This window comes from Labrys neptuniae (assembly GCF_040797145.1).
Classification (GTDB): Bacteria; Pseudomonadota; Alphaproteobacteria; order Rhizobiales; family Labraceae; genus Labrys; species Labrys neptuniae.
The window spans coordinates 924,498-937,725 of record NZ_JBFNQD010000001.1 but is presented as its reverse complement, the minus strand read 5'-3'; the positions used below and the strand labels follow the sequence as shown (position 1 = coordinate 937,725).

Here is a 13,228-nt window from a genome sequence, read left to right as displayed (position 1 = left end):
ATGGCGGACGGAACAGTGATCATCGAGTTCCGCCGCCGGATGCCCCTCTCTGGCCCGACGGGGCGAAGAAAAGCGGCTGCCTGTCAGGAAGACCGCGCGATGTCCAAGGTGAGGCGCTGCATGTCCGATGCACTATTGAGCTCATAGCCTTCAGCGCGCAGAATATCACGCGATTTGTGGGCAATTGCCGTCCGGCTCTTCACCTTTAGTTTCTTCATGATGTTGCGGATGTGAACCTTGACCGTGCTTTCGCGCAGATTGAGCTCCGTCGCAATGGCGGCATTGGACTTGCCGCGACTGACCGCGGCAATGATCGACAATTGCCGGGGGGAGATGCGCGGGTAGTTCCGGCCGGGCTGCTCCTGGCGGACGAGGGCAGGTTCGGTCGCCGCCCGGATCAGACTGGCGGCGGGCACAAAGACGCCGCCCGCGATGACCAGGCGTGTTGCCTCGATGGCCACCTCTGCACCGAGCGTGCTGGGAATGTAGCCTTTCACACCGAGGTCGAGAGCCCGGAAAATACTGGCTGGATCCTCGGAGTCCGATAGAATGATGATTGCGGCTGAGGGCATATGCCCGGTTGCTGCTGCCAGCAAGGTCAGATCACTCGGATCGTCACCCTCGCAGATGATGACGAGCGAGACTTCCTCATGCTCATCGGCAACAGCATTCCATTCGTCCAGACGGGCGAATGGCAAAATTTTTCGTTCAGGAAACTCTACCGCCAGGACACGGCTGATGCAGTCGCGCTGTAATGTCCTATGGTTTATAAGGGCGATTTGTCCTGGTGGACTGTTTACTACCATGGTGGGGCCATATGATTGACCAAGCTGCCTCAAGGGCACCGAGGGAGATAGATCTGTAGATTGCAATTCGGACACTTCACACAACATATAAACGGATAAGGTAAGACTGAATTCCGGCCAGGAAACAGACAGCTACTGTCAGGGATGACAGAATGAAGAACGCGTCCCCTGGATCATGAATTCGACCGATGTCCGTTGGTCATGCCTGACAAAACCAGGATGTTCCGCGAAGGAAAAACTTGTGAATTGCCGCCACCTCGACGATTCACTCTGGTATTTCCTTGGTCTAGAGCACTGCAATGCCATCATGAGCATCTGCAGAATGTTGCAAGCTCTGCTCTGATTCAATCTAGCAATGTTGATAGGAAGCGAGTGAAAGTCGGGACCGATTTAGGTACTCTCTAACTCAAAGGCGGTACCCCGAAATGAACCGAGGCGAACGTTGGGGTAAATGGGAAAGCCGATTGGCTCGGTTGCGATGGCAAATGGCGTCGCAACCAGCAGCCATCGGCCAAACGGCGAGCGGGTTGGTTTCCTGCTGCCTCGGTCGTACGAGCAGGCTCCCCCGAGAGGGAAGCTGGCCTGGATCGTAAGGACGGCGAAGCAGCATCCCTGAATTGATGAAAGGCGAACGCTGAGGGAGCGGCCCCGATAGATAGACCCGAGTGTGCCAGGTCAGGCGCGCGGGCGGCGTAGGAGCACCGGCCAGTCGCGCCTCGGCACCTTGTTGAGCACGGCGCCCATCACCTTGCCATTGGCCTGCTGCAAGGTATCGAGCGCCTCGGTCACGTCGTCGCTGGTGGTGCGGCCCGCCTCGATGACGAAGATCATCGTATCAAGGAGCGGTGCCACTGCCTTGACGTCGGAAGACAGGCTCATGGCAGGCAGATCGACGATGACGCAATCATAGGCGTTCAGCGCGTTGAGCTGTTCCTGCATGACGGATGAACCGATGAAGAGATCGATATCGACCGAGCCGCCAGCCCTGTTCGCGGGAATGAAGTCGAGACGAGGAACCAGATTGATCGCGGAGGCGGTGATCTGCTTGCCACGCTGTTGCAAAACTTCGCTCAGGCCATAACGGGCATCCGGGGCGTAGTGACGGCTTAGTGCGTCGTCGCGCAGATCGCAGTCGATCAGCATGGTGTGGCGGCCGCTCGCGGCGAACAGATGGGCCAGGTTGGCGGCGATGGTGGACTTGCCTTCATGGGGCAGACACGATGCAATGCCGATGACTCGCGCGCCGGAACTCTGCTCCTTGCCCATGATCGCCGTGCGCACGGCTCTGAGACTTTCGGCGAAGGGGGAGAGCATGCCCGCCTTCGAGGTGGCATAGGCGAAGTAGTTGTCATCCGAATCGGTTCGGCGCCGCCTGAATAGCCGCAGCGATTTAATCGCGGCAACCAGCGTTTTCGGCAGCTTGGCGAGATCACGGCGGAGGTCTGCAAGGCTGTGCGGCAGGCCGGAGCCGCGCTCGTCGGTCGCAAAGGGGATGATGCCGATGCAATTGAGACCGAGCTCGCGCTGCACATGCCGCTTGGCGCGCAGCGTGCGGTTGAGCGTGTGAAAAATACTGACCGCACCGAGACCCGTCAGCAGGGAGAAGGAAGCCGCCAGCAGCAGAATCAGTTTCGTCTGCGGATAGGCTTTCGAAAGGGGCTCGGCGGCAGAACTGATGATACGGGCGTCGGAGGCGGAGAACTGGCGATCAGGCAGGACACCCTTGCGTACCGCTTCCTCGATGGCCTGTTGCTGTCCCTTGATCTCGTCGATGCGCCCTTGCAGCCATTCATTGTTGCGCTGCATGGACAGAGACCTGGCATCGATCTGGTCGCGGATGAAGGCGGCGGTGATCGAATTGGCGATCGAGGCGGCCTTGGCGGCGGATTTCGAGCGATAGCCGATCTCGAGCACCAGGGATTGCCCGATTCGACGTACCGTGACGCGGTCGCTGAAAGTGGTGAAGGCCGCTGCATCATGGCGTTTGACCAGATCCGGCGTCACGCCCTGGGCCGGCAGCGGGCCGACGAATTCGGGATCGTTCTGCAGATTCAGCGTTTGGAACACCAGGCGCAGAACCCGTTCGGATTTCACGATCTGAATCTGGCTCTCGATCTGCGAATTGTCGAGATTGGTCTGCAGAAGGCCGGGATCCACCCCCTGGGAACTTGAGAAGGAGCTTCTGGGCTCCAGAATCACGAAGGAGGCTGCGTAATATTCCGGCGGGGTGCTGACGATGTAGATGATCGCGGCGAAGACGCAGAGGATGAACCACAGCACCAGGCCGCGGGCATAGCGCATGATCTCGACGAGAATGTCGCGCAAGCCGAAACTCGTGGGCTGATCATTCAGCGGCCTGAGATAGAGCATGTCAGCGGCCTCGAACCTTCAACAAAATCCATGAACAGGGCGACATTGGAACGACGGGATCGCGGGCAATCCCAACGATCCGGTTCGAGCGCGCTCGAACATGTCACATTGCGGAAAGCCTGGAGGCAGTGCGCTGCCGCGCGGCCGGTTCCGCGCAGGCAATGCAGAGTTCAGGTCGAATATCGCGCTTATAGAGTTAGGGAAGGCAAGTCGCAATGCTTGGCTCGCAATACTATTGGTCATGATGGTGGAAGGTTTGGCTCACCCCCGTTCGCGGCAAGCCAAGCTCAAATCATACGGTGGAAACATGTTGTGGCGACGGCATGACTTCCAGGAATACGTCATGCTTTTCCGGACCGCCTCTCGCGGATGAGGTCGAGATAACCTTGGGCCGATTTCCGCCATGAATAGGCCTCGACGCGCTTGCGCCCTCGTTCGGAGAACGTGGAACGCAAGGTATCTGAGCCGGCCAGACTCTCGATATGGCGGAGCCAAGCAGCAGGTTGGTCGGGCGGCGCCAGCAATGCCGCATCGCCGCACACCTCCGGCATGCTGGCCTGATCGGATGAGATCACGGGACAGCCGAGCGCCATTGCCTCGACGATCGGCAGGCCGAAACCCTCGGTGAAGGAGGGAAACAGCAGGCACAACGCGCCCTGCAGCAGGGCTGCCAGGTCGTCATCATCGACGAAGCCCATGAAACGTACGTTCGGCGCGGGGGCCCGGTGTTCTTCCGCGGCAAAAATGCTGGATTGGCCGCCAGTCACGACAATGTCGATGCCGCGCTCGTCGAGGGCTTGGGCGAGATCGAGCACCATCGCGACATTCTTGTGGCGGGCGCGGCTGCCGATGATGAAGACATAGGGCCGTTCGAACCGGTGCTTGGTGCGAATCGAGGAGCGGGATGCGTTCCAGCGAAAGACATGCTCGTGGCCATTGGGCAGAACGACGATATCTTCGCGGGCGATCGGCAGATGACGGGCAAGCTCTCCCGCCGAGAAATGCGAGACGGTGGTAATCGCGGCGGCGCGCCGAACCAGCAGGGGCAGGAGCGTCCCGTAAACGGCACGAAAGGCCCGGCTGTAGCTCGTCGGCATGTTGGCGACATTGGCATCATGGATGCAGACGACCTGCCTGCTGCGGGCGACCGGTCCCAGATTGCATAAATTCAGCAGGAAGCGGCGATCGAGCAGGGGCAGTTCCATCTGCTCCCAAAAATGCCCGCGCAAGCGTTGGGATCGTCTGGCCTGGATGGCGCGGTAGGCGGGAACGTCACTGCTGTCCGGCAGATAGAGGCTGGCCTGCCCTCCTTGCTGATGCAGGAGTTCGTCGAGATGGGCAGTGATTTCCCGCGCATAGCGCTGCACGCCGGTGACCGGTTGGGTGAGGAAGCGCCCGTTGATCGCAAAGGAAAGCGGATCGATCATGGTTGCCGAAAGAGCTCGTGAGGCGGGAGCCGGGTCAATCGCGCTCGATTGCGGCAATGTGTCGACGTTCATCGCAGGCCTTCTCTTTCGATGCAAGCGACCTGAGGACCAGCGTGCGAGGCGTCGGCTGAACAAGCCACAGCGGTCAAAAAAAGACGCCCGAAGTCGGTGGTGCTTCGGGCGCAAGGCTGACAGTTACTCGATCGCTTGAACTGCGGCCGACTCTTGAACCAAGCTCAATAGGAGCCGGAGGGACGCAACACGGCCGGGATCGTCTTCAGGATGATGACGATGTCGCTCCACAGGCTCCATTCGCGCACATAGCGGACATCGAGGCTGACACGATGCTGATAGGACACATCGCTGCGGCCGCTGACCTGCCACAGGCCGGTGAGACCGGGCCGCACCTTGAGATAGTCCTCGATATGGGCGCCATAGCGCACCATTTCGTCGCGGACGATCGGCCGGGGACCAACGAGGCTCATGTCACCACGGATGACGTTGAGGAGCTGGGGCAGCTCATCGATGCTGGACTTTCGCAGGAACTGGCCGAGCGGGGTGATGCGCGGATCGTTCTTGAGCTTGTGGGTCTCTTCCCATTCTTGGCGGGCCGCACTATTGGCGGCCAGATGCTCGCGCAGCACCTCGTCCGAGTTCGTCACCATCGAGCGGAACTTGAGGCACGGAAAGAGTGCGCCGCCACGACCAACGCGGTTGTGCCGAATGAAGATAGGCCGGCCCTGAAGGACGAGCAGCACGCCGAGCAGCAGCATGAAAAGTGGCAGCAGGAAGACGAGTGCGGCCGAGGCAGTGACAATGTCGAGCACGCGCTTGCCTCCCTTTGCCATTTCAAGGGATAGGCCGCTTCTTTGCTTGTTTGATTTGAACAAGGAAGCATCGTCTTTGCCGGGTATACGGCTAAGACTGTTCGAGCTAGCCAAGTTTTCCATCTCTCGCCTCGGTCAGAGTGCTGCGTTACGCTATGTTATTCATCCCGGGTGGAGTTGCCGTTCAGCATGTTGCGCTGCGGCAACCAAAACAAAATCGGGCTTGGTGCGGCGTTTGGAAGTTTTTGCCGGCGTTTGTAAACACAAGCCGAAGCGTGTTTTGATTTGGATGAATTTATTGATCCTGAATTGCTGAATTTCGTGTTGGAAATCAAGGATTAGGGCTGTTGGAATTTGGGGGGGTTAGTACCTACCGTTGCGTTGAGTTAGAGGCATACCCCTATCCAAAAAGGATAGAGTTTGATTAAATCCATACCGTTTAGGAGGTAGGTGAAGGGGGATGCTGCATCGCAGAAACGGGTTAGGTCTATCTCTTTGGAAGGTTGGCTGGCTTAATTTTCTGCTTCTCCGCCGTATTTTTCCCTATCCTCGGGGAGTGTATGGGTAGCCTATCCTAGACTCTCGAATAGGATCGCCCCGCTTTCGGCACCGCCGGGAGAGCATCATCGTCATGGGAGGCGCCTTCAAAGGGAGAGAAAGGATAGTATCGAAAGCGCAATCTCGCGGGGACTCGCTAGGAATTTGGCGGGTTTCAGGCCAAAAATGGCCGAATAGCCCACCCAGGCGGGATGTGTGCTAGAACGCACATCGTGGCCGGCCCGCATGTGCTAATCCGCAAAGCTTGCGGTCACCCCGTCGCAGTTTGCCGGGCGTTTCGCGCTCCGGCGGGATGGGGCGGATTACCCCCTTCGTCGTACGCCCGAATGCTTTGGTGCGAGCTGCGAAAACTGTATTTGTGCTTTGAATTGGGCATTCGACTTGGGGCCCGCAGGAAGAATTGGTGCAATGCGAGTTGCAATCGTACATTACTGGTTCGTCGGCATGCGCGGCGGCGAAAAGGTCATCGAGGCGCTTTGCGAGCTTTTCCCGCAGGCCGACATCTTCACCCATGTCTATCGGCCCGACGCCGTGTCGCCGGTGATCCGACGCCATAAGGTATCGACGTCCTTCATCAGCCGCTTGCCAGCCGCCTATCGCCTCTACAAGTCCTATTTGCCCCTGATGCCGATGGCCCTCGAGAATCTCGACCTTCGCGGCTACGATCTGGTGATCAGCAGCGAATCCGGGCCTGCGAAGGGCATCGTTCCGCCGGCGGATGCAGTTCATATCTGCTATTGCCATTCGCCCATGCGCTATATCTGGAACATGTTCCACGACTACCGCGAGCGTAGTGGCTTCCTGACTCGCATGATGATGCCCCCGATCGCGCATTATATTCGCAACTGGGATGCAGCCTCTGCGTCACGCGTTGATCATTTCGTCTCGAATTCGAAGACCGTGGCTCGCCGCGTCCAGTCTTATTATCGACGCGATTCAGATGTCATATTCCCGCCCGTCGATACGGCGGCGTTTCGCCCCGTCGAGACGTCCGAACTCGAAGACTATTATCTGATGGTGGGTGAACTGGTCAGCTACAAGCGGCCGGACCTGGCGGTGGAGGCCTTCAACCGAACCGGCAGGAAACTCGTCATCATCGGCGGCGGCGAGATGTTCGCCAAGGTCAAGGCCATGGCGGGGCCGACCGTCTCGGTCCTGGGGCCGCAGCCCTTCAGCGCGCTGCAGCATCATTATGCCCGTTGCCGGGCTCTGGTGTTCCCGGGCGAGGAGGATTTCGGCATCGTGCCGGTGGAGGCCATGGCCAGCGGGCGTCCTGTGATCGCCTATGGGCGGGGAGGGGCGACGGAAACCGTGATTGCCGACAGGACCGGGGTGTTCTTTCAAACCCAGAGCGTGGAAGCCATCATTGATGCGATCGAGCGCCTGGAAAAGACGGATATCGACCCCTCGGCGATTACGGCCCATGCGGCGGGTTTCGGCAAGGAAGTCTTCACTGAAAAAATGCGCGCCTATGTCGAGCGGCGCGTGCATGAAAAAAGCACGCAGGCATAGTCGATGTGAGAGCATCACTGCGTTATTTCAAAGCAGACCGGATCAGGCCTTCCCGTAAGGCCCGTTCATTGAAGGACGGTATTGAAACCCATGAGTTTCTCAGCATTTCACAGGGCCTCGTTTTGCCGCAAATCACGACGTGCAAGCCTGCGTCGCCTGGTGACAGGCCTGCTGACCGCAGTGGTTGCCACGATGGGGATCGCGACGACGGCGCTGGCCGAGCCCTATCTGCTCGGGCCGGAAGACAAGCTCAAGATCAGGGTCTATGACTGGCGCGCTTCCTCGAGCGAGGTGCATGAATGGGCTGCGTTGACAGGCGAATTCGTCGTGGGCGCGTCCGGCAACGTATCCCTGCCGCTCATCGGCGAGGTTCCGGCGGCCGGCAAGAGCACGGGCGACCTGTCTGTCCTGATCGGCGAGAAGCTGCAGGCCAGCATCGGCCTTTCCAATCGGCCGGATGCCTCGGTGGAAGTGTCGACCTACCGGCCCTTCTACATCTTGGGCATGGTGACCACGCCCGGCCAATATCCCTATAAGCCCGGCCTCACCGTACTCCAGGCCATCAGTACGGCGGGGGGTGTGCTGCGTGTCTCCGATTTCGGGCTTCTCAGCTTCCAGCGTGAAAGCCTGGTCAATCGCGGCGATCTGCGGACCCTGGCGGTGGAACGGCTGGGGCTGCTGGCGCGCGAGGCGCGCCTCGATGCCGAATTGCGGGATAGCGACACCATAACCTTCCCCAAGGAGCTGATGAGCCAGGCCGACACGCCGCAGATCGCCCAGATGATGAAGGAGGAGCAACTCCTGTTTGAGGCACGCAAGCAGGCATTGCGCTCACAGGAGGATGCGATCAACCAGACCAAGAAGCTGCTCGGCTCGGAGGTCGAATCTCTCAAGGCCAAGAGCCAGTCCCTGGAGCGCCAGCTCGACTTGGCCAAGCAGGAACTGGATAACGTCAATGGCCTGGTGTCCAAGGGTTTGGCTGTCGCCTCGCGCAAACTGGCGCTGGATCAGAACGTCTCGCAATTCGAAAGCAACCGCCTGGATATCGATCTGCTGATCTTGCGTGCGCAGCAGGATATCTCGAAGGCCGAACGCGATGTCGTCGACCTGCACAACAAGCGGCGCAACGACATTCTGACCGAGATCTCGGACGTCCGCAGCAAGATCTCGGTGAATGCCGAGAAGACGACGACGACGCAGGGGCTCATCTACAACGCCGAGGTGCAGGCGCCGCAGGCTGTCGTCTCCCAGATCGGCAACATCAACAGCAAGCTGACCTTTGCCATCATCCGGCGGGTCGGAGACAAGACGCAGACGATCGAGGCGAATGAAGCCGACCCGGTCTATCCCGGCGACGTGGTGAGAGTGGATCGCATCGGCGCAGCACCCAACGGCCAGGAGATCGTGCCGCGCTCTTCCGCTTCGGCGCAACCTTGATTGCCAGGCACCGGGAAGGCGGAGCATGCCGCCTTCCCGGTGCCGTCTTATCGGGCATCGTGGAAGATGAGGCCCAATGTGTGCCTCTGTCCCGAGCGAACGCGGCTGACGCCGTGGCGCAGATTGACGCGATAGGACCCTCTGCTGCCCTGGACCGGCCGGTTATGCACGGCGAAGGCGACGGCATCGCCCTGGCGCAGGGGCACGACCTCGACCCGGCTCTGCATGCGAGGCCGCTGTTCGGTGAGGACGAGTTCGCCACCGGTGAAATCGCGGCCGGGCTCAGAGAGGAGAATGGCAACCTGGATCGGAAAGGCCAGGTCGCCATACAGATCCTGGTGGAGACAATTGAAGTCTCCGGGCCCATATTGCAGCAGCAACGGGGTCGGGCGGTTCTGACCGGCTGAGTGGCAGGCCTTTAGAAAATCGGCATGTGTGGCCGGATAGCCTGCCTCAATTCCCATGCGCCGGTTCCAGGCGTTAGCGGTTGCGGCAAGATGCGGATAGAGTGCGGTTCTGAGCTCATCGATCAGCGCCGGTAGGGGATAGGCGAAATAGCGGTATTCGCCGCGGCCGAAGCCGTGCCTCGCCATATGGACATGGCTGCGGAAATGCGTCTCCCGCGCATAGAGATCGGCGATGCCCCGGCATTCTTCCGGCGAAAGCAGGCCATCCAGCACGGTGCAGCCATAATCATCGAGTTCGCGGGTCAGCCCCTGCCAATCATAGGCCGCGACCCGGTCGACACCATAGGCGTTGGGAACAGGCAGGGAAGCAGACTGGGGGCGTGGCAGGCCGGACATGGGCTTGTCCTTTCGTCATCATGATGGGTTCACGATGACTTTAGGCCGGCCCGGCCGAACCGACATTCCGATCTCTGCTGCCTGCCTCTATACTCCACCATAGGCCATCAAACATGACGACACCGCGTGCAAGGGCGCGCGGTGCGGTTCGGAGACGTTCGAACGTGTCGGGATCAGTGCTTGGTCTGTGTCTTGGCGAAGCGGCACTCGGCTGCCATGGCGGCCGCGTCCAGGCGCACCATGGCATCGGTGATGATCCTGCGGGCCTCGATCGGAATCTTGCCACGCATGGCCAGGAAATCGCCGGCGCGGCGATGGTCGGATTCGGGTAGGGCTTCGAGTTGCAACAGGGCGTCGGCCCAGCGGAGGCAGGCCTTGACCTTTGCCGGGGATCTACGGTCCCTGAGATTGGCCATCGCGTCATGCGTCGCGAACTCATATTCGAGTGCCGCTGCGATGGCCGGGTCTTTCGGCTCTTTCATGGATGCCTAGCTCACTGGGGTCGTTCAAATGGAAGGTAGATTGCTCCCAGACAACTTAATGAAATCGATCTCAAAATGCAGACCGGCAAATTTGCGGGGTATTTTTGGGGTGGTGCGGGAAAAACGTTTTTCGCCTCGGCCGAAAGTAGCAATCCATTCCACCATGCGGCTAGGAGACGTAGCTGTCATGCTGCCGTCACAGTGCCGGATGACGTAAGGAGAGGCCGGCAGGAGTTTAACGGCTGTCTTAGCCTGTCGGTTCCTATCGCCGGCATGGCCTTTCCGTCACCCCTTTTTTCCTCCTCATCTACCGCAAAGAGGTATGGGAAACCGGCGGTGTCGAGGCGAGATGGGAGGGTAAGCGCCGATTTTTACATCGATTTTCCTATCTTGGACGGTGATCGGCGGGCAAGGGTCGAAATCCGGCGGAGCGGACGATAGGATCGTCGCTGCGGCAGGGACCGCAGTGTTCCTGGTGCCGCTACGAGGAGTAAGACCATGACGATTTCCACCACCAGGCTGCCGGATGGTTCCGCCATGCCCGTATTCGGGCTCGGCACCTGGGGCATGGGCGAGGCGAGGCGGGAGGCCGGAGCCGAGGTCGCCGCCTTGCGTGCCGGGCTCGATCTCGGCATCGGCCTGATCGATACCGCCGAAATGTATGGTAGCGGCGGTGCCGAACAGGTGGTCGGACAGGCAATCGCGGGACGGCGCGATCAGACCTATCTCGTCTCCAAGGTCCTGCCTTCGAATGCTGGCCGCCGCCAGGCGGTTCGCGCCTGCGAGGAGAGCCTCAAGCGGCTGGGCACCGACCGCATCGATCTCTATCTCCTGCATTGGCGCAGCTCGACGCCGCTCGAAGAGACGATTGCGGCCTTCGAGGACCTGAAGCAGGCCGGCAAGATCCTGCGCTGGGGCGTTTCCAATTTCGACGTCGACGATATGCAGGAGATCGAAGCGATCAGCCCGGACTGCCAGGCCAACCAGGTGCTCTATAATCTGACGCGGCGCGGAATCGAATATGACCTGACGGGCTATTGCCGCGAGCGGTCCATGCCGATCATGGCCTATTCTCCCATCGAGCAGGGAGCACTGGCCAGGCATCGGGTGCTGGACGCGATCGCGCGCGACCATGGCGCCACCCCCGCACAGATCGCGCTCGCCTGGGTATTCGACAAACCCGGGATCGTCGCCATTCCCAAGAGCCGTCATCCCGAACGGGTGAAGGAGAATCTAGGATCGCTGGCGATCAAGCTGAGCGATGCCGATCGCGCCAGCCTCGATGCGGCCTTCCCGCCACCACGCCGCAAGCAGGGTCTGGAGATGCTCTGAGCCGGTCAGGACCAGTCGCGCTTGCGCATCGGAACCAGGGGACCGAGGCTGTCGAGATAGGCCGAGCTTCCATTGTCGGCATAGGTCGACAGCACGACATTCTTGTCGCGGAAGGACTTCAGGACCTGCCCGAGACCATTGGCCCCCTCGGCCCGGACCTGCCTGACCAGGCCGAGATCGATATTGATCGGGAAGATCTCGGTGGCCTGGCCGCATTGATGCAGCACCACACCGGTCGGATCGACGACGAGCGAGCGGCCGACACCACCGCCATCCAGGCCGTTCACGTCGAAGACGTAGCAGGAGAACATCACCGCGGTAGCCTGGACGATGGCAAGCTCGGCCTGGCGATCGGTGGTACCGGTCAGCACCGGGTGGATCAGCACCTCGACGCCCGCCGAGGTCAAGGTGCGCGTGGTCTCCGGGAACCAGATATCGTAGCAGATCGACAGGCCGAAACGACCGACCTCGGGCACGTCGAAGACCAGGAACTCGCTGCCCCCGGTGACACCGGCCTCGAACGGCATGAAGGGAAACATCTTGTCGTAGCGCCCGACGATCTCACCGGCAGGATTGATCACCACGGCATGGTTGAAGGTCTTGCCGTCGCGCTCGACGAAGACGCTGCCCGGAATGATCCAGATGCGATGCTTGGCAGCCAGCGCCTGGAAGATGGCCTCGTCGGCCAGGGGATCGGCTGAAGCGCAGGCATGCAGCGGTCCATGCGCGGCAAGCTCGCTGAACACCACCATGTCGACGCCGGGATAGAGCGCGACCGCCTTTTCCAGCTGCGCGGCCATCGCCGCGATGTTCTGGCCGGTGACCGGCACAGGCATCTGGATGCCGGCGATCAGGAAACGGGAATTGTCCCGCCGCGGCAGCGGGGCCGATGCGTCGTTCACCTCGGGGTGAAGGCCTGACATGTTTTTCCGGTTCTCATGGGTTCACTCCACTTGCCGGGTAGCCGTTTTCGCGGCGGAATCCAAGCGGAGCATGGAACGCGGCTGTGGAGCGACGAGATCGTCGAGGGCCACGCCTTTGAAGGGTTTGGTCGATTTCAGCACGATATAGCTCGACAGATTGCCGATCTTGGGCCCGAGCTTCAGCAATTCATCGGACAGCATCTGGTAGGAACCGATATCGGGGCAGACGAAGCGTACCAGATAGTCGATCGGGCCGCTCACCTTGGTGCATTCCACCACATAGCGCATGCCCATCACCATCTTTTCGAAGGTGAGAAAGTCGTCGAGGCCATGACTGTTCAAGGTCACGGCGGCGATGACGTCGACATGCCGGCAGACTTTGGCGATGTCGATGCTGGCATGGTAGCTCGAGATCACACCGGCCTTTTCGAGGCGTTTGACACGCTGGAGGCACGGGCTGGGCGACAGGCCCACCGCATCGGCCAGTTCCTGGTTGGTGGCGCGGGCATCCGCCTGCAGACGCGCCAGGATGCGCAGGTCGACCTGGTCGAGCCGGATCGAGCCATCATCGTCTTTCATATGCTTCGCTCCCTGCCGCTCGACCTCCCGCCGCGATTCCGGCGGGCCCGCTTTCAAGGCGGCATGAGGATACCTTGCGGGTGATCTCGTCAAGACGGAGCGCGGGCCCCGAGCGGCACAAACTTGCGTGTCGCCATGCTCCGGCAGCAGCAAGTGTTGAAATGTGACGGAA

Annotated in this window: 11 protein-coding genes; 3 read left to right on the top strand and 8 right to left on the bottom strand. The window is 60.4% G+C overall.

Annotation, left to right across the window (positions count from 1 at the left end):
• Positions 1–83: 83 nt before the first annotated feature.
• From ABXS05_RS04575 to ABXS05_RS04560, 4 genes are all read right to left on the bottom strand, one after another.
• Positions 84–806 (bottom strand): LuxR C-terminal-related transcriptional regulator, encoded by a 723-nt coding sequence (locus ABXS05_RS04575; RefSeq protein ID WP_311935158.1) that lies wholly within the window; start codon positions 804–806, stop codon positions 84–86.
• Between the two features lie 675 nt (positions 807–1,481).
• Complete coding sequence (locus ABXS05_RS04570) at positions 1,482–3,176, bottom strand: tyrosine-protein kinase domain-containing protein (protein WP_311935156.1); 1,695 nt, start codon at positions 3,174–3,176, stop codon at positions 1,482–1,484.
• Positions 3,177–3,517: 341 nt separating this feature from the next.
• Positions 3,518–4,675, bottom strand: coding sequence for a glycosyltransferase family 4 protein (locus tag ABXS05_RS04565; protein ID WP_311935154.1), 1,158 nt, complete (start codon positions 4,673–4,675; stop codon positions 3,518–3,520).
• 164 nt (positions 4,676–4,839) lie between these two features.
• A complete protein-coding gene (locus ABXS05_RS04560; RefSeq protein ID WP_376717656.1) occupies positions 4,840–5,451 on the bottom strand; it encodes a sugar transferase in 612 nt (203 codons plus the stop codon).
• 945 nt (positions 5,452–6,396) lie between these two features.
• Here ABXS05_RS04560 and ABXS05_RS04555 point away from each other — a divergent pair.
• Positions 6,397–7,500 carry a glycosyltransferase gene (locus ABXS05_RS04555; RefSeq protein WP_367623081.1) on the top strand — a complete coding sequence of 368 codons (1,104 nt, stop codon included), beginning with the start codon at positions 6,397–6,399 and terminating at the stop codon, positions 7,498–7,500.
• A 192-nt stretch (positions 7,501–7,692) separates the two neighbouring features.
• Positions 7,693–8,937 carry a polysaccharide biosynthesis/export family protein gene (locus tag ABXS05_RS04550; protein ID WP_311935143.1) on the top strand — a complete coding sequence of 415 codons (1,245 nt, stop codon included), beginning with the start codon at positions 7,693–7,695 and terminating at the stop codon, positions 8,935–8,937.
• 47 nt (positions 8,938–8,984) lie between these two features.
• On the opposite strand, the gene ABXS05_RS04545 is transcribed toward ABXS05_RS04550, so the two are convergent.
• Positions 8,985–9,740 carry a 2OG-Fe(II) oxygenase gene (locus tag ABXS05_RS04545; protein WP_367623080.1) on the bottom strand — a complete coding sequence of 252 codons (756 nt, stop codon included), beginning with the start codon at positions 9,738–9,740 and terminating at the stop codon, positions 8,985–8,987.
• Positions 9,741–9,913: 173 nt separating this feature from the next.
• On the bottom strand, positions 9,914–10,222 hold the full coding sequence (locus ABXS05_RS04540; RefSeq protein ID WP_068295966.1) for a hypothetical protein: 309 nt from the start codon (positions 10,220–10,222) through the stop codon (positions 9,914–9,916).
• A 498-nt stretch (positions 10,223–10,720) separates the two neighbouring features.
• Between ABXS05_RS04540 and ABXS05_RS04535 the strand changes: the two genes are divergently transcribed.
• Positions 10,721–11,554, top strand: coding sequence for an aldo/keto reductase (locus tag ABXS05_RS04535; RefSeq protein ID WP_367623079.1), 834 nt, complete (start codon positions 10,721–10,723; stop codon positions 11,552–11,554).
• 5 nt (positions 11,555–11,559) lie between these two features.
• Here the strand turns inward: ABXS05_RS04535 and ABXS05_RS04530 are convergent, their stop codons facing one another.
• Both ABXS05_RS04530 and ABXS05_RS04525 read right to left on the bottom strand, forming a co-directional pair.
• A complete protein-coding gene (locus tag ABXS05_RS04530; protein WP_311935136.1) occupies positions 11,560–12,477 on the bottom strand; it encodes a carbon-nitrogen hydrolase family protein in 918 nt (305 codons plus the stop codon).
• Positions 12,478–12,498: 21 nt separating this feature from the next.
• A complete protein-coding gene (locus ABXS05_RS04525; protein WP_311935134.1) occupies positions 12,499–13,056 on the bottom strand; it encodes an Lrp/AsnC family transcriptional regulator in 558 nt (185 codons plus the stop codon).
• Positions 13,057–13,228 lie beyond the last annotated feature (172 nt).

Bases quoted from the DNA above. Each gene is read 5' to 3' on its own strand.
- ABXS05_RS04575 (WP_311935158.1), bottom strand. From the start codon at position 806: ATGGTAGTAAACAGTCCACCAGGACAAATCGCCCTTATAAACCATAGG.
- ABXS05_RS04570 (WP_311935156.1), bottom strand. From the start codon at position 3,176: ATGCTCTATCTCAGGCCGCTGAATGATCAGCCCACGAGTTTCGGCTTG.
- ABXS05_RS04565 (WP_311935154.1), bottom strand. From the start codon at position 4,675: ATGAACGTCGACACATTGCCGCAATCGAGCGCGATTGACCCGGCTCCC.
- ABXS05_RS04560 (WP_376717656.1), bottom strand. From the start codon at position 5,451: ATGGCAAAGGGAGGCAAGCGCGTGCTCGACATTGTCACTGCCTCGGCC.
- ABXS05_RS04555 (WP_367623081.1), top strand. From the start codon at position 6,397: ATGCGAGTTGCAATCGTACATTACTGGTTCGTCGGCATGCGCGGCGGC.
- ABXS05_RS04550 (WP_311935143.1), top strand. From the start codon at position 7,693: ATGGGGATCGCGACGACGGCGCTGGCCGAGCCCTATCTGCTCGGGCCG.
- ABXS05_RS04545 (WP_367623080.1), bottom strand. From the start codon at position 9,740: ATGTCCGGCCTGCCACGCCCCCAGTCTGCTTCCCTGCCTGTTCCCAAC.
- ABXS05_RS04540 (WP_068295966.1), bottom strand. From the start codon at position 10,222: ATGAAAGAGCCGAAAGACCCGGCCATCGCAGCGGCACTCGAATATGAG.
- ABXS05_RS04535 (WP_367623079.1), top strand. From the start codon at position 10,721: ATGACGATTTCCACCACCAGGCTGCCGGATGGTTCCGCCATGCCCGTA.
- ABXS05_RS04530 (WP_311935136.1), bottom strand. From the start codon at position 12,477: ATGTCAGGCCTTCACCCCGAGGTGAACGACGCATCGGCCCCGCTGCCG.
- ABXS05_RS04525 (WP_311935134.1), bottom strand. From the start codon at position 13,056: ATGAAAGACGATGATGGCTCGATCCGGCTCGACCAGGTCGACCTGCGC.